The organism is Stenotrophomonas sp. AS012628 (assembly GCF_010608305.1).
In the GTDB taxonomy this organism is placed as follows: domain Bacteria; phylum Pseudomonadota; class Gammaproteobacteria; order Xanthomonadales; family Xanthomonadaceae; genus Stenotrophomonas; species Stenotrophomonas geniculata.
In genome coordinates this window covers 1-16,306 of record NZ_VMBJ01000026.1, presented here as the reverse complement: position 1 = coordinate 16,306, position 16,306 = coordinate 1, and the positions used below count along the sequence as shown (strand labels likewise).

Below are 16,306 nucleotides of genomic sequence, written 5' to 3'. Positions count from 1 at the left end.
GGTGGCCGATGAGCGCGCCGCCGCGCCTGCGACTGCGAAGGATCCGCCGTCATTTCATTGCCGCCTGCGCGGTGGGCCTGGTCGGGCTGGCACTGCTGGTGGGCACCCTCAGCCAGCTGCTGCCGCTGGCCGAGCGCCATCCCGACAGGATTGCCGCCTGGTTGAGTGAACGCGCCGGCCAGCCGGTGCGTTTCGACCAGCTGCAGACGGCCTGGACCCGTCGTGGTCCGCTGCTGCAGCTGAAGGGCCTGCGCATTGGCGCCGGCCAGGGCCTGGCGATCGGCGAGGCCGAGGTGCTGGTGTCGATGTACAGCGGGCTGCTGCCCGGCCGCTCGCTGACCGAACTGCGCCTGCGTGGCCTGGCACTGGACCTGCAGCAGGGCGAGGACGGCCGCTGGTCGGTGCGTGGCCTGCCGCAGGCCGCCAATGGCGGGGACCCGCTGGATGCGCTGCGCCGGCTGGGCGAACTGCAGGTGATCGGTGGCCGCCTGGGCGTGCATGCGCCGGGGCTGGGGATCGATACCACGCTGCCACGCATCGACGTGCGCCTGCGGGTCAATGGCGACCGCCTGCGTGTAGGCGTGCGCGCCTGGGCCCAGACCGAAGCGCTGCCGTTGACGGCGGTGCTGGACGTGGACCGCGTGCGCGGCAACGGCCAGGCCTGGCTGGGCGCCGATCCGGTCGATTTTCATGCCTGGTCGCCGCTGCTGGCGGCCGGCGGTGTGCGCCTGCGCGAAGGCAAGGGCGAACTCAACCTGTGGCTGACCCTGCGCGATTTCGCGCCGGTGGCGGTGACCACCGATTCGGACCTGCGTGATGTCCGCATCGATGGCGCACCGATGCCCGCGATGGCGGCTCCGCAGCTGCAGCTGCAGCGGTTGCAGGCACGCCTGCGCTGGCAGCGCCAGGCCGATGGCTGGGCATTGCAGGTGCCGCGCCTGCGCCTGAAAACCGAAGAAGGCGAGCAGCAGCTCGATGGCCTGCAGCTGCAGCTCGGCAAGCAGCTGCGGGTCAGTTCTCGCGAAGTGCAGGCCGGCATCGCGCTGCGTGCGCTGGCCCTGAGCGATCGTCTTGAACCGGGCCTGCGTCGCTGGCTGTTCCTGTCCAGGCCGCAGCTGGACGTGCGCGAGCTGCAGCTGGCGGGCGAACGCGATGGCCCGCTGTGGGCGCAGGGCGAACTGCAGTCGCTGGGCTTCGCCAGCGTGGGCAATTCGCCCGGCCTGCGCGGCCTGGGCGGGCGCTTCGAAGGCGACGCGGATGGCTTCAGCCTGCAGCTGCAGTCGCAACGCCAGCTGCAGTTCGATTGGCCGACCGGCTTCGGCGTGCGCCACGATCTGCACCTGGCGGGCCAGGTGGTGGGCTGGCGCGATGAAGGCGGTGGCTGGCGCATCGGCACGGCAGCGATGCGCGTGGAAGGCACCGATTATGCGGCGGACGTGCGCGGTGGTGTCTGGTTCCAGGGCGACGGTACGCGGCCGTGGCTGCAGCTGGCGGCCAAGCTGGACGACGTGCCGATGACCGCGGCCAAGCGCTTCTGGATCCACTCCAAGATGAGCAAGGGCGCCACCGACTGGCTGGACATGGCGCTGGCCGGTGGGCAGGTGCGCAACGGCATCGGCCTGGTCAGTGGCGACCTGGACGACTGGCCGTTCGACAACAACGATGGCCGCTTCGAGGCGACCGGCCATATCACCAATGGTGACATCCGCTTCCAGCACGACTGGCCGTTGATGCGCCAGGTCGATGCCGATATCGCCTTCATCGGCCCCGGCTTCGACATGCACGGTCGCGGCGATCTGGCCGGCGTGGCGGTGCAGAAATTCGAGGCGGGCATCCAGGATTTCGGGCAGCAGCCGCTGTACGTGCGTGCCGATGCGCAGAGCGAGGCCGGCAGGCTGCTGGCCATGCTGCGGCAGAGCCCGCTGCACAAGGATTATGGCGACACCCTGGACAACCTCACCGCTGCGGGCCCGGCGCATGTGACCTTCGATCTGCTGCAGCCGCTGCACCACGATGAAGGTGGCGGCCACCTGCAGGGAACGGTCGATCTGGCCGGCGTGAAGCTGGTCGACAAGCGCTTCCAGCTCACCTTTGACAACATGCACGGGCAGGCGCGCTACAGCAACGGCGGTTTCGGCGCCGAGGAACTGGCGGTGCGCCACCTCGGCCAGGACGGTCGTCTGAGCCTGCGTGCCGGTGGCTACGTGCACGACAGCAAGCTGGCCTTTGAATCGCAGTTGTCGGCCAACCTCGATGCTGGCGTGCTGATCGACCGCGCGCCGGAAATGGCGTGGCTGAAGCCCTACATCGCCGGCACCTCGCCGTGGACCATCGCGGTCAATCTGCCCAAGGTCGCTCCGGGGGCGCCTGCGCCGCCCAGCGAGCTGCGGTTGAGCTCCGATCTGGTCGGGACCCGGCTGGACCTGCCGGCGCCGCTGGACAAACCGGCTGCCGAGCCGTTGGCGACCACCGTGGCTGCACAGCTGCCGATGGGGGCCGGCCGCATCGACGTGTCGTTCGGCCAGCGCCTTGCGCTGGCTGCGCGCAGCCACAACAACCAGACGGGTGTGCAGGTGACGCTGGGCAGCGACCATGCCGATCGCGAGCCGCCACCGAGCGGACTGTCCGTGAATGGCCGCAGCCCGACCCTGGATGCGCTGGAGTGGATCGGCCTGGCCCGTGGTGGCAACGACGATGACGGCATGCCGCTGCGTGCGGTGGATGTGCAGGTCGGCAAGCTGATGCTGATCGGTGGTGTGTTCGAGCAGACCCGGTTGCAGCTGCGCCCGGGAGCGCAGGCACTGGATGTACGCCTGGACGGCCCGTCGCTGGCCGGGCGCCTGACCGTCCCCAATGCAGACGGCGGCACCATCAGTGGCCAGCTCGACCGCGTGCACTGGCAGTCATTGCCGGCGGCTCCAGGTGTACCGGCCGCACCGGCACGGGTACAGGCAGGCGCCAATGACATGGACCCGGCCAAGCTGCCGCCGTTCGCGCTGGACATCGCCGACCTGAAGTTCGGCAAGGTGGTGCTGGGCCAGGCGGTGCTGCGTACGCGGCCGCTGGCCAATGGCCTGAACGTGGATGAGCTGCGCTTCCGTGCGCCCGACCAGGAGATCGACATCAGCGGTCGCTGGCTGGGCCGCACCGGTGGTGCCCGCACCGAACTGACCGCGCAGGTGCGCAGCGAGGACCTGGGCGGACTGATGCAGAACCTCGACTACGGCGGCCAGCTGCGTGGCGGTTCCGGCCAGGCGCAGCTGCAGGCCACGTGGAGTGGGGGGCCGTCGGACTTCCAGCTGGGCAACCTGCAGGGCCGCCTGGACCTGCACGCACGCAACGGCCAGCTGCTGGAGCTGGAACCGGGCGCCGGCCGCGTGCTGGGCCTGCTCAGCGTGACCCAGCTGCCGCGGCGCCTGATGTTCGACTTCCGCGACTTCTTCTCCAAGGGCTTCGCGTTCAACCAGATCGACGGCAGCATGCAGTTCGGCCAGGGCATGGCGCGCACAGACAAGGTGCTGATCGAAGGCCCGGCAGCCAACATCACCATCCGCGGCCAGGCCGACCTGCGCAACCAGCAGTTCGACCAGACCATCGACGTCAACCCGCGCGCAGGCAATCTGCTGACCGTGGTGGGGGCAGTGGCCGGTGGCCCGGTGGGGGCGGCGCTGGGCGCGGCCACCAATGCGGTATTGTCCAAACCATTGGGCGAGATTGGCGCCCGTACCTACAAGGTGACCGGTCCATGGAAGGAACCGAAGGTGGAAGTGATCGAGCGCAGCCGCGACAAGGCTCCGCCACCCGCGGCGGCACCGGCGCCGGCCATTCCGCCGACCGTCACCGGCCTGCCGCGCGCGCGTTGAGCGCGGCTTTCCTGTTCACGGGGCTTGCCTGAGCGCCCCCGCATCCCCAGATCGAGAACCATGACTGATATCGCCCTGACGCTTGCCCAAGACCGCCTGCTGCGCCCTGGTGGCCTGGATACCGCTGGCCTGGAGCACACCTTCGGGCAGCTGCTCGGCCCCGGTGTGGACTTTGGTGACCTTTACTTCCAGCACGCCCGCCGCGAGAGCTGGAGCGTGGAAGACGGCATCGTCAAGGACGGCGCGCATTCCATCGAGCAGGGCGTGGGCGTGCGGGCGATTTCCGGCGAGAAGACCGGTTTCGCCTACTCCGACGACATCCATGCCGATGCGCTGCGGGTGGCGGCGCAGTCGGCGCGCGCGATCTCGCGTGAAGGTGGTGCCCAGACCGGGCGCTCGCTGCTGCGCGGCAACGCGCGCGCGCTGTACCCGGCGCTGGACCCGATTGATGGCGTCGGCAACGAGGCCAAGGTCGAGGTGCTCAAGCGCCTGGACGGCTACCTGCGTGCTGCCGACCCGCGCGTGAAGCAGGTGATGGTCAGCCTGTCCGGCGGCGTCGATACGGTGCTGATCGCCCGCAGCGACGGCGTGCTGGGCGCCGACGTGCGCCCGCTGGTGCGCCTGAACGTGCAGGTGATCGTCGAGCACAACGGCCGTCGCGAGTCCGGCTATGCCGGTGGCGGTGGTCGCTATGGCTATGAGGAGCTGTTCGCCGACGGCCGCCCGGAAGCCTTCGCCCGAGAGGCGCTGCGCCAGGCGCTGGTGAATCTTGAAGCGGTACCGGCACCGGCCGGCGTGATGCCGGTGGTGCTGGGCCCGGGCTGGCCCGGTGTGCTGCTGCATGAAGCGGTCGGCCATGGCCTGGAGGGCGACTTCAACCGCAAGGGCACCAGCGTCTACGCGGGGCGCATCGGCGAGCGCGTTGCCGCCCCGGGCGTGACGATCGTCGATGACGGCACGCTGGATGGACGCCGTGGTTCGTTGAACATCGACGACGAGGGTCATCCCAGCCAGTGCACCACGCTGATCGAGGACGGCATCCTGGTCGGCTACATGCAGGACAGCCTCAACGCGCGCCTGATGGGCGTGGCGCCGACCGGCAATGGTCGCCGCGAATCGTTCGCGCACATGACCATGCCGCGCATGACCAACACCTACATGCGCGCCGGCCAGCATGACCCGCAGGAGATGATCCGTTCGGTGAAGAAGGGCCTGTACGCGGTCAACTTCGGCGGCGGCCAGGTCGACATCACCAGTGGCAAGTACGTGTTCTCGGCCACCGAGGCCTACCTGATCGAGGATGGCCGCATCACCACGCCGGTGAAGGGCGCGACCCTGATCGGCAACGGTCCGGAAACCATGCAGAAGGTGCGCATGGTCGGCAACGACCTGGCCCTGGACGAGGGCGTGGGCATCTGCGGCAAGGACGGGCAGAGCGTGCCGGTGGGTGTCGGCCAGCCCTCGTTGCTGATCGAGGGCATCACCGTCGGCGGTACCCAGGCCTGAGCCGGGCGATGGCCAGTGCCACCGCCCCTGCCGGCGAGGACTCAGTCCTCGTCGGCTTCGTCGGTTTCAATGGGGTCGGCGTCTTCGGCGCTGGCCTTCAGGCCCAACGCGGCCGGCAGCATCAGGGCGCGCAGCACCTGGAAAATTTCGCGGTAGGCGCGCGGCGGCTTGTTCTTCGCCTTCTCGGCCTGGGCATTGCGCACCAGCGTGCGCAGCTGCTGGCGGTCGGCCTGCGGGTAGTCGTCCAGCAGTGCCGCCAGTGCCTTGTCACCCTCGGCCAGCAGGCGCTCGCGCCAGTCTTCCGCGCGGTGCATCATCGCCACTTCGCGGCGGCCGGTTTCGCTGTTGGCGTCCAGCGCATCGCGGATCGCATCCAGCGTGGCGTCTTCTTCGCGGCGCATGTGCTTGGCCAGGAACGCCAGCTGGCGCTTGTGGGCGATGTGGGCGGTGATGCGCTTGCACTCGGCGATATGCGGCAGCAGGTCTTCCGGAATCGGCAGGCGCGCCAGCTGGGCCGGGGTCAACGACACCAGCTTCTCGCCCAGGGCCAGGACGTCGAGCGCATCGCGCCGGTTCTGGCTGCGGCTCTTGTCGTGGAATTCACCGGTTTCTTCGTCGCGTCCGCGCATCGTTCCTACCTGATCTCAAAAAAAGTCGCCCGGCGTGATGCCGGGCCCAACCCGTACAGGATAAAGCATTGAACGTGATCGCCCCTGAAGTCGCTGTCGGCGACGACAGCCCGGCCCGGCTGGAACGGCTGGCCGACCTTTCCCAGCAGCTGCTCGACCGTGCCCGGGCGCTGGGCGCCAGCCAGGCCGAGGTCAGCTGCAGCGAGGACCGTGGCCTGGAGGTCAATGTCCGCCTTGGCGAGGTTGAGACCGTGCAGTCCACCCGCGACCGAGGTATCGCCGTCACCGTCTATTTCGGCCAACGCAAGGGCAGCGCCAGCACCGGCGACCTGAACGAGGCCAGCCTCACCGCCACGGTCGAGCAGGCCTGTGCGATCGCCCGGCATACCGAAGATGACCCGGCTGCCGGCCTGGCCGATGCCGCGCTGATGGCCACCGATTTCCCGGATCTGGATGCCTGGCACCCGTGGGCACTGCAGGCCGACGAGGCGGTGGACCTGGCCCTGGCCTGCGAGAACGCAGGTCGTGAGGCCGATGCGCAGATCCGCAACTCCGACGGCGCCTCGGTGTCGAGCATGCAGAGCCTGTCGGTGTACGCCAATTCGCATGGCTTTTTCGGCCGTGAGCGTGGCACCCATCATTCGGTGGGCTGTGCGCTGATCGCCGGCCAGGGCGATGGCATGCAGCGCGATGGCTGGTACACCAGCGCGCTGGCCCGCGAGGACCTGGAGGAGGTAGGCCTGGTCGGTCGTCGTGCCGCCGAGCGTACCGTCGCCCGCCTGCAGCCTCGCTCGATGGCCACCGGCAGCATGCCGGTGCTGTTCGCCCCGGAAGTCGCGCGCAGCCTGGTCGGTCACCTGCTGTCGGCGGTGTCCGGCGGTGCCCTGTACCGCCAGGCCAGCTTCCTGCTGGACAGTGTTGGCCAGCAGCTGTTCCCGGACTGGATGCAGATCGAGGAACTGCCCCACCTGCGCCGTGGCCTGCGCTCGGCCGCCTTCGACGGTGACGGCGTGGCCACCCGTGCTTCGGCCCTGGTCCGTGACGGCGTGCTGCAGCGCTATGTGCTGGGCAGCTACTCGGCGCGCAAGCTGGGCCTGCAGACCACCGCCAATGCCGGTGGCGTGCACAACCTGCAACTGGCCGCCAACGCGGGCTCCCTGCATGAAATCGCCCGCCAGATGGGCGATGGCCTGCTGGTGACCGAGCTGATGGGGCAGGGCGTGAACGGGGTGACCGGCGACTACTCGCGCGGTGCCGGCGGCTTCCGCGTCGAGAATGGCGAGATCCAGTACCCGGTGGATGGCATCACCATCGCCGGCAACCTGCGCGAGATGTTCAGCAGCATCGAAGCGGTCGGCAGCGACGTCGACCCGCGCTCGCACATCCGGACCGGTTCGATCCTGCTGGGGCGGATGACCATCGCCGGTAATGATTGATGGCGTCGATGGCGTAAGCTATGCCCGCCTGACGCAACCAGCTTGGTGCTGGTGGGTCAAGACCACCCAATGAAAAGGAGTTTTGTCGTGAGCGAATTCGATAACGTCCCGCCGCCGCCGGCCACCACCGACGTGCCGGCCGACCAGCGCACCATGGCCCTGGCTGCCCATCTGCTGGGCATCTTCACCGGCTTCATCGGCGCACTGATCATCTGGCTGATCAACAAGGACGATGCTGGCAAGGCCTTCGTGATCGACCAGGCCAAGGAAGCCCTGAACTTCCAGATCACCGTGACCATCGCCATGGTCATCAGCATGATCCTGACCATCGTGATCATCGGCGTCTTCCTGGCCCCGATCGTCGGCATCATCAGCCTGGTGTTCAGCATCATCGCAGCGGTCAAGGCCAACAACGGCGAAGCCTATCGCTACCCGTTCGCGCTGCGCCTGATCAAGTAATACCGGCTGCATGCGGAACTGAAAACGCCCGGCATTGCCGGGCGTTTTCATGTGTGGGGAGCGACGGGCGGTGCCCGGCGAGCGATCAATGATCGCGTTCGACCGCCAGCGTCGCCAGCGCACGCAGCGCATCGGCTTCCTCGCCATACCCGGCCAGGATCGACTGCATGCGTGCAGCGAGTTCGTGCAGCTGGGCCTTTGCGCCGTCCATGCCAAGCAGGGCGGGGAAGGTGCTCTTGTCCTGCGCCTGGTCCTTGCCGGCGGTCTTGCCCAGCTGCTCGGAACTGGCCTCGACATCGAGGATGTCGTCGCGTACCTGGAAGGCCAGGCCGAGTGCATCGGCGAAGCTGTCCAGCTGGGCCAGCTGCGGTTCGTGGGCCTGGCCACACAGCGCGCCCATGCGCACTGCCGCGCGGATCAGGGCGCCGGTCTTCAGCGCATGCATGCGGGTCAATGCCGCCAGCGTCTGCTGCTGGCCGGTGGCATCGATATCCAGGGCCTGGCCGCCGCACATGCCGGACGCGCCGGAGGCGTGGGCCAGGGTCTGCAGGCAGGCCACGCGCAGCGTGGCCGGCAGCGGTGCATCGGCCAGCAGGCCGAAGGCACGGGTCTGCAGCGCGTCGCCGGCGAGGATCGCGGTAGCTTCGTCGAAGGCGATGTGGGTGGTCGGCTTGCCACGGCGCAGCGCGTCGTCATCCATCGCCGGCAGGTCGTCATGCACCAGCGAGTAGGCGTGGATGAGTTCGACGGACATAGCCGCCGCATCCAGGCTTTCCAGCTGTGCACCGAACAGGTGGCCACTGGCGTAGACCAGCAGCGGGCGCATGCGCTTGCCACCGCCCAGCACCGAATAGCGCATGGCCTGGTGCAGGCGCTGCGGTGCTTCGGCAGGCGAGGGCAGGGCAGCGTCGAGCTGGCTTTCGATACGGTCGCGCCAGCGCGCGAACAGAACCTCAGCCGTCATGGCTGGGCGGATCGAAGGGCTCGGATGCTTCCGGCTGCGCCGGATCGCTGAGCAGGCGCACGCGCAGTTCGGCCTGCTCCAGCGCCTGCTGGCACTGGCGATACAGACCGACGCCACGTTCGTAAGCACTGAGCGAGGCTTCCAGGCTCAGCTCGCCGGTTTCCATCTGCTCCACCAGCTGTTCCAGCGATTCGAGCGACTGCTCGAACTGGGCGACCGGGGAGGCGTTTTCGGGGGACTTCTTGGCCATGTGGCAAGTGTGGACGGGCCGCGCGCGGGGGTCAATTCACCAGCCGCCGGGACGCCACTGCAGCTGTGCCTGGTGGGCCTGCAACCAGGCCTGCAGTGGCGCGGAGATGACCACGTCGGCGGCGGCCAGCAACTGCGGGCCATCAAAGATCAGCGGCAGCTGCGCGCGTCGCCAGGGGGCGAGATGTTCGCGTTGCAGGCAGTCCTTCAATGCGTGCGAATGCTGGCGACCTGGCAGCAGGATGCGCTCACCGCCCACGCGTGCACGGACCTGCAGCGGGCGCTCGAAGGCGGCGCCGCCCTGCAGCCGCAGCTGGCCGCCATCGGGCAGCGCCAGGGGGGCATGCCCATCCCATTCGGCCTGCCACGCGCGGGGCAGCGATGGCAGCTGCGCGGGTAGCAGATAGGCATGCTCGCGCCATTGCTGGATGGCATGATCGTGCCAGCGCACCCGCGCCTGGCGATCATTGCCGGCCGGCAGCAGTTCGTCCAGGCCTTGCTGCAGCACCGTGGCCGGCAGTGGGGCGGCACCATGGCCGATCACCCAGGCGCGCAGCACGCGCGCGGCGCGTCCCGGTGACACCTGACGCAGCAACTGCAGCGACAGCACGCGTGGAGCGACTTCCAGGTGTGTGATCAGCTCGGCGTCTTCTTCATCCAGCAGTTCGCGGGTCTGCCGGCAATGCAGGACGCTGCCGGCCAACGCGGCGGCGGCGTGCGGCCAGCGCTGGCGCAACAGTGGAAGTACCTGCAGGCGCAGGAAGTTGCGATCGGCGTGGTCTTCGGCGTTGCTGGGATCCTCGATCCAACGCAGCGCGTGTTGCCGGGCATAGTCGAGCAGTGCGGTGCGCGGTGCATGCAGCAAGGGACGCCACAGGCGGTGCGTACCGAGCTGACTGTCATCGGCCATCGCGGCAAGGCCATCGACACCGGAGCCGCGCAGCGCGCGCAGCAGGAAGGTCTCGGCCTGATCGTCCTGGTGCTGTGCCAGCGCCAGTGTTTCGCCTTCGCGCAGTTCAGCAGTGAACGCTGCACGTCGTGCTTCGCGCGCTGCGCCTTCGAGGCCCAGGCCTGTGGTTCTGTCGATCTGTACGTGGCGCACGGCCAGCTCGACGCCCAGTGCCGCGCACTGCTGCTGGCAATGCCGTACCCAGTCGTCGGCTGCTGGTTGCAGGCCGTGGTGTACGTGCACCGCACGCAGCGCCGTGCCGGAAGCCTGGGCGCAGCGCCACAGCCAGTGCAGCAGCACGGTGGAGTCGACACCACCGCTGTAGCCCACCAGCAGCGGCGCATCCAGCGGAACGAGGGCAGGGAAGGCAGTCACGGCGGCAAGTATAGGGTTGCTCGGCAGGGCTGCGCCCTGCACCCGCTACGATCCAGAGCAACAGCAACAGCAACAGCAACAGCAGAAGCTGGGTTCCTGAAGGATGGCGGGGTGGGCCCGGTTGCGGGAGACGCCGTAAACCCATCCATGGGGGCTTGGCCGCGGCATCCATGCCGCGGACACTCCCGCAACCGGACCCACCCCGCCTTCGACAGTTTCCTGCGAACTGTCGGAATTGCTCTTGAGTCAGATCCGTTTTCCTGCGGAAAACGGATCTGACCCCGGATTCAATTCGATATCTGACAGATCTGATCCACGCATGGCGTGGATCTACTGGCCACCGGACAACTGTCGAAGGCGGGGCACTGTGGGTTTGCGGGGTGTGAGCCGCATGGATGCGGCGACCAAGGCTACATGGACGTACTTGCGCCGTCCCCGCAAACCCACAGTGCCCCGCCATCCCACGGAATGCACGCTGTTGCTGTTGCTTCGGCCGTTGCCGTTGCCGTTGCGTCTGCAGGTGCAGGGCGCAGCCCTGCCGAAAACCTACTTCACCCGACGACCCGAGCGGTCGATCCGGAACCACTCTCCGCCTTCCACCGGCGTGTGGCCATCGGCATCCGGCGTGCCGCGACGGCAGCCGTTGCAGACCTCGGCCACGCCGTCGCGGAACGGCCAGGCGAAATCGAAGGTGCCGGGCACCACCTGGCGGAATGTCAGATCGAAGTAGCCCACGCGATTACCGACGCGGCCGCGCAGCAGGCCTTCTTCCGGCATCTCCGGGCCGTTGTCCCAGGTCAGCACCGGCAGGCTGCGGCCCTTGCGGTCGACGTAGTGGAAACCCTGGTCGGCATACACCACGGCCAGGCCGTGGTCATCAAAGTTCAGGTCTTTCAGGGTGTCCGGCTGGATCTTCGGCCGGTGGTCGACCACTTCGCAGTTGGGCAGCGGCCACAACCCGTGTTCGTCGGTCAGCAGCTTGCACGCCGGTGCCTGCGCCAGCGCGTTGGCACTGGCCAGCACGCCGAGCAGGGCCAGCGACCGCGCGAAGCGGCCGCTGGCAGGCGCAGGGCGGGCCTGCAGTGCGATCACTTGGCCTCGGCCTTGCGTTCGAAGGCCGTCGGCGCCGGCAGCTGCACCGGCACGCCCTTGTCATCGCAGGTGCCGGCCTGGCACAGGCGCTCGCGCAGGGCCGGGGTGGCCTGCACGATCATGTGGTAGATCGCGTTCTGTTCCAGCGTGCCGCGGATCGCCTTGCTGCCCGGGCCACGTGCCCAGATGCCGACGTCTTCGCCGCCGTGCGACTCGGACTTCATCGGCACCAGTGCTTCCTGCATGTAGTCCGGATGCTCGGTGTCGACCTCGCGCAGGTTCGGGCGGCCGTTGGCCGGTTCGAAGCTGCTCGGGTTGTGCGGGTAGCGCTTCGGGCCGGCCGGCTGCTGGTTGCTGCTGCCGGTATGGCCCGGGCCATTGGCGTAGCTCAACGTGGTGTACGGCTGGCCGGTGCCGTCCAGCGCGTAGTCCAGCTTGCCGGCGCCATCTTCGCCACCCTTGTCCTTCACCTTGCCCAGGATTGGATTGCCGCGTGCCGGGTAGCCGACGAAGTTCAGCGTGTGCGAGTGGTCGGCGGTGACGATGATCAGGGTGTCGTCGGCCGAGGTCAGTTCGTTGGCCACGCGCACTGCATCGGACAGGGCCACGGTCTCGGTCAGTGCACGGTAGGCGTTGCCGCTGTGGTTGGCGTGGTCGATGCGCGCGCCTTCGATCATCAGCACGTAGCCTTCCTGGTGCTTCGACAGATTCCTGATCGCCGCAGCCGTCAGTTCGGCCAGGCTCGGCTCACCGCCCGGATCCTGCGGTCGCTCGTACTCGTAGCGCATGTGGTCCGGCTCGAACAGGCCAAGGATGGCCGGCGCATTGGCGGCGGCGGCCAGCTGCTTGCTGTTCCAGACGTAGGCGCCCTGCGGATGGGCCTGTTGCCATTCCTGCACCAGGCTGCGGCCATCCAGGCGCTGGCCGACCTTGTCGTCGTACTCCGGATCGCGCTCTTCCACGGTGGTGAATTCTCCGCGGCCACCGCCGAGGGCGACCAGCGGGCCGCGGCCATAGCGCGAGGTCGACAGCAGCTGCTGGGCGATGTCCTTGCAGCCTGCCGCCTTGGCCGCTTCAGTCAGGTCGGTGTCGTTTTCCCAGTTGCGCTCGGGTGAATGTGCATAGGTGGCGGCCGGGGTGGCATGGGTCAGGCGTGCGGTGGACACCACGCCCGTGGCCAGGCCGGCGCTGTCGGCCAGCTGCAGCCAGGTCAGCAGGCCCTTGGACAGGCTGTCGGCGCAGTCGGTGCGGCTGCCGGCGCTGACGCCGATCGCGCCCATGTGGGTCTTCACGCCGGTGGTGATGGCGGTCATGGTGCCGGCCGAATCTGGGGTCTGCGAATCGGTGTTGTAGGTCTTGCTGAACGCCGTGGCCGGGAAGCGTTCCCAGGACAGCAGGTTCTCTTCGCCCGAGCCACCCTTCTGCTGGCCCTCGTAGATGCGCGAGGCGGCCACCGTGGTCAGGCTCATGCCGTCACCGAGGAACAGGATGACGTTCTTGGCCTTGCCGGACATCGCACCGTTCGCTGCAGCCTGGGCCGCGCCGCTGCGGTACCACCACTGCGGCGTCTCGCCGGCCGGGTGGGTAACAGGATCGACGGCGACCTTCAGGCCGGCCGGAGCGGACGCGGGGGCGGTGCTGGCGCAGGCGCCCAGCAGCAGGGTGGTGGCGCAGGCGGCCAACAGGGAGACGGAACGGCGCATGGACGCTGGGATCTCACAAACTGTAACGGGACGTTCATTATGCCCGCCCTCGCAAGGCACGCCGATGACACACTGATTTGCCGGCCGGGCGGTCGTTCTGCGGGCCGCCTTGGGCTATCGTGCCAATATCCCTTCCTTCCCCTCTGGATTGCCTATGAAGCTGGTCTCTGCCTGGCTGCGGATTCCATTCTGGCAGCGCGTGGTCGGTGGCTTCGTGCTCGGCGCGCTGGCCGGCTGGGCGCTCGGCCCGGCCGCGGAAACGTGGTTCGGCCCGCTCGGCGAGCTGTACGTCACCCTGATCAAGATGATCGCGGTGCCGCTGGTGTTCTTCGCGGTCATCAACGCGATCTCGTCGCTGCACGGCCAGAAATCGGTCGCCGCGCTCAGTGGCCGCACCTTCCTGTGGTTCGTGATCACCGCTGCGCTGGCGGTGTGCGTCGGCCTGGGCGTGGGCACCGTGCTGCAGCCCGGCGCCGGTGGCCTGCAGCTGACGATGGCCAGCAACTACGTGCCGCGTGAAGTGCCCAGCGTGGTGCAGGTGCTGCTGGATGTGGTGCCGGCCAATGTCTTCTACGCGCTGTCCGGCATCGGCACCAAGGTCAATGCCGCCGGCGAAACCGTGCTGGCCGCGGGCCGTGGCTCGATCCTGCCGGTGATCTTCTTTGCGGGTCTGGTCGGTTTCGCCATCGTCAAGCTGGGCGAGAAGGTGACCGAGGCGCGCAAGCTGGTCGGCCAGATGAGCGACATCATGATCCAAGTGACCCGCTTCGTGCTGGAAGTCACCCCGATCGGCACCTTCGGCCTGATCGCTGGCCTGGTCGGCAGCTACGGCTTCGAGAAGCTGCTGCCGCTGGGGCATTTCGTGCTGGCCCTGTACGTGGCCTGCGCCCTGCACATCGTGGTGGTCTACAGCGCGCTGCTGCTGGCGCACGGCCTGAACCCACTGAAGTTCTTCCGTGGCGCCGCGCCGGGCATGCAGGTGGCGTTTGTCAGCTCGTCCAGCTTCGCCGCGATGCCGGTGGCGCTGCGTTCGATCACCCACAACCTGGGTGTGAACAAGGACTACGGTTCGTTCGCGGTGCCGCTGGGCGCCAGCATCAAGATGGATGGCTGCGGCGCGATCTACCCGGCGCTGTGCGCGGTGTTCATCTCGCAGTACAGCGGTGTGCCGCTGACCCCGGAACAGTATGTGGTGGTGCTGATCGCCTCGGTGCTGGGCAGCTTCGGTACCGCCGGCGTGCCGGGTACCGCGGTGATCATGGCCACGGTGGTGCTGAGCGCGGCCAACCTGCCGCTGGAGACCATCGGCTACCTGTATGCCATCGACCGCATCCTGGACATGATGCGCACGATGACGAACGTGACGGGCCAGATGCTGGTGCCGGTGATCGTGGCCAAGGAGACCGGGCTGCTCGATCAGGCGGTGTATGACAATCCGTCCAGCAATGTCGGGGTGGACGATCCGGACCCGACACCGCCACGCGCCTGAGGTTGCGTGGAGATGTAAAAGGCCCGCCCTGACCCGGCGGGCCTTTTGTTTGGGAGCTGGTTGGCGCGGTGGCGGCCAAGGCGGGTCCTGGTAGATCCACGCCATGCGTGGATGGAGGCAGTGCCGACAAACGGTCGGCACCCACCAGGGCAGGCGGCGCGATGCCGACCAAGGTCGGCACCTACCGGGGGCGCAAACAAAAAAGCCGCTGCGGGGCAGCGGCTTTTTGTCTTTCAGGCGGCGCCGTAGCGCCAGCGGGTCAGAGATCGACCCGGCGGGCCTGCATGAACTTGTTGCCCCAGTAACCACTGAGCAGGGTGTCCACGCGGACGTCCTTGCCCGAGCTCGGTGCGTGCAGGAAGCGGCCATCACCGACATAGATGCCGACGTGGTCGACGCGGCCCTTGCGGCCGAAGAACACCAGGTCACCGGCGGCGAGCGCAGTGCGGTCGTTGATCAGCTCGGCGTTGTCATCGTGGGCCATCTCGCGCGAGACGCGCGGCAGCTCGATGCCCAGCGCCGAGCGGAACACGTAGCCGACCAGGCCGCTGCAGTCGAAGCCGCTGTCCGGGTTGCTGCCACCCCAACGGTACGGGGTGCCTAGCAGGGTCATCGCTCGGCGCAGCAGCGACTGCACCTTGCCATTATCGGCGGCGGTGCCGACAACGCTGCCATTGGCGGCGCTGCTGGTGTCGTAGTTGGCGAGCAGGCGGCTGAGATCGCCGGCCACCACGGCCGAGCGGTCCATCAGCGGAATGGTGTCATTGGCGGCCAGGTGCGGCAGCAGGGCGGCCAGCGTGGCACTGGCGGCGGCATCGACGCGGCTGCGCTGCGGAGCAGCGGCCTCGGCCTTGGTGGCCGGTCGGGCGGTGCTCTCGGCCACCGGGGCCGGGGTCACATCGGAACGATTCGGAGCAGTCTGCGACCAGGCCGGAAGGCTGGTCAGACACAGTGCCAGGCCAAGCAACAGCGGGCGGGCACTACGTGAAGATACGGAAGTCTGGCCTTCGCTTTTCAGGTCGTCAGTCGTCACGCGTCGGTCACAGGAAAAAAACGATGGGGCATCATGCCCTGTAAAAGCGGCAATAAGTTAAAAATTCCGTTAGTAAACCGTTAGCTTCGTGGTGATGGGCGTCACAGTTTTGAATATATTGCCTGTTCATTTTAGCGAAGGACGCGTTTCGCCCCTGTGTAGTGGTCCTTCCAGTAGGGACCGCTGAGCGAGTCGAGGCGTACCGTGCCGCCGGTGCTCGGCGCGTGCACGAAGCGCCCTTCACCCACATAAATACCGACATGGGTGACGCTGCCGCGGCTGCCGAAGAACACCAGGTCTCCGGTGGCCAGGCGCTGCGGATCGATCTTCGGGCCCTGTACCGCCGCCAGGTCGCGCGAGGTGCGCGGCAGTTTCAGGTCCAGCATCTCGCGATAGACATAGGCGACCAGACCGCTGCAGTCGAAGCCGGAATCCGGGGTGTTGCCGCCGTAGCGGTAGGGCGTGCCGACCAGGCTGATGGCACGCATCAGTACCGAGTTGGCCGCCTCGGGGTTGTCCGGCACGGTCTTGGGCCAGTTCGCCGTCGGCGGGGGGGGCG

13 protein-coding genes are annotated in these 16,306 nt (G+C 68.0%); 5 read left to right on the top strand and 8 right to left on the bottom strand.

The genetic code is table 11. The annotated features are described in order from the left end of the window. The first annotated feature begins 8 nt into the window (after positions 1-8). Both G5A07_RS12715 and tldD read left to right on the top strand, forming a co-directional pair. Positions 9-3,863: a YhdP family protein gene (locus G5A07_RS12715; protein WP_191863393.1), complete on the top strand. Its 3,855-nt coding sequence runs from the start codon at positions 9-11 to the stop codon at positions 3,861-3,863. A 60-nt stretch (positions 3,864-3,923) separates the two neighbouring features. Beyond that, positions 3,924-5,369, top strand: coding sequence for a metalloprotease TldD (tldD, locus tag G5A07_RS12710; protein ID WP_010482965.1), 1,446 nt, complete (start codon positions 3,924-3,926; stop codon positions 5,367-5,369). A 41-nt stretch (positions 5,370-5,410) separates the two neighbouring features. Here tldD and yjgA read toward each other — a convergent pair whose 3' ends face one another. Next, entirely contained in the window at positions 5,411-5,998 is a 588-nt protein-coding gene (yjgA, locus tag G5A07_RS12705; protein ID WP_010482967.1) for a ribosome biogenesis factor YjgA, read from the bottom strand. A 68-nt stretch (positions 5,999-6,066) separates the two neighbouring features. Between yjgA and pmbA the strand changes: the two genes are divergently transcribed. Both pmbA and G5A07_RS12695 read left to right on the top strand, forming a co-directional pair. Beyond that, entirely contained in the window at positions 6,067-7,434 is a 1,368-nt protein-coding gene (gene pmbA / locus G5A07_RS12700; RefSeq protein WP_049482167.1) for a metalloprotease PmbA, read from the top strand. Between the two features lie 87 nt (positions 7,435-7,521). Next, entirely contained in the window at positions 7,522-7,893 is a 372-nt protein-coding gene (locus G5A07_RS12695; RefSeq protein WP_134958095.1) for a DUF4870 domain-containing protein, read from the top strand. An 85-nt stretch (positions 7,894-7,978) separates the two neighbouring features. On the opposite strand, the gene G5A07_RS12690 is transcribed toward G5A07_RS12695, so the two are convergent. The 5 genes from G5A07_RS12690 to G5A07_RS12670 all read right to left on the bottom strand — a co-directional run bounded on the left by G5A07_RS12690 (position 7,979) and on the right by G5A07_RS12670 (position 13,225). After that, a complete protein-coding gene (locus G5A07_RS12690) occupies positions 7,979-8,857 on the bottom strand; it encodes a farnesyl diphosphate synthase (RefSeq protein ID WP_019338621.1) in 879 nt (292 codons plus the stop codon). Next, on the bottom strand, positions 8,847-9,107 hold the full coding sequence (locus tag G5A07_RS12685) for an exodeoxyribonuclease VII small subunit (protein ID WP_005410522.1): 261 nt from the start codon (positions 9,105-9,107) through the stop codon (positions 8,847-8,849). The genes G5A07_RS12690 and G5A07_RS12685 overlap by 11 nt, the downstream gene beginning before the upstream one ends. Before the next feature lie 36 nt (positions 9,108-9,143). Next, complete coding sequence (gene tilS, locus G5A07_RS12680) at positions 9,144-10,430, bottom strand: tRNA lysidine(34) synthetase TilS (protein ID WP_049482160.1); 1,287 nt, start codon at positions 10,428-10,430, stop codon at positions 9,144-9,146. A gap of 546 nt (positions 10,431-10,976) precedes the next feature. Further along, positions 10,977-11,522, bottom strand: coding sequence for a WG repeat-containing protein (locus G5A07_RS12675; RefSeq protein WP_191863392.1), 546 nt, complete (start codon positions 11,520-11,522; stop codon positions 10,977-10,979). Then, the gene (locus G5A07_RS12670; protein ID WP_171955195.1) at positions 11,519-13,225 is read right to left on the bottom strand and encodes an alkaline phosphatase; all 1,707 of its coding nucleotides are present in this window, start codon (positions 13,223-13,225) and stop codon (positions 11,519-11,521) included. Before G5A07_RS12670 ends, G5A07_RS12675 begins: the two co-directional genes overlap by 4 nt. 154 nt (positions 13,226-13,379) lie before the next feature. Between G5A07_RS12670 and G5A07_RS12665 the strand changes: the two genes are divergently transcribed. Continuing rightward, positions 13,380-14,714, top strand: a complete 1,335-nt coding sequence (locus tag G5A07_RS12665) for a dicarboxylate/amino acid:cation symporter (RefSeq protein WP_019338617.1) — start codon at positions 13,380-13,382, stop codon at positions 14,712-14,714. Positions 14,715-14,973: 259 nt separating this feature from the next. Here the strand turns inward: G5A07_RS12665 and G5A07_RS12660 are convergent, their stop codons facing one another. Both G5A07_RS12660 and G5A07_RS12655 read right to left on the bottom strand, forming a co-directional pair. After that, positions 14,974-15,681, bottom strand: a complete 708-nt coding sequence (locus G5A07_RS12660) for a C40 family peptidase (RefSeq protein ID WP_134958098.1) — start codon at positions 15,679-15,681, stop codon at positions 14,974-14,976. A 197-nt stretch (positions 15,682-15,878) separates the two neighbouring features. Beyond that, on the bottom strand, positions 15,879-16,306 hold a 428-nt coding region (locus tag G5A07_RS12655), incomplete at its 5' end, for a C40 family peptidase (RefSeq protein WP_164173645.1).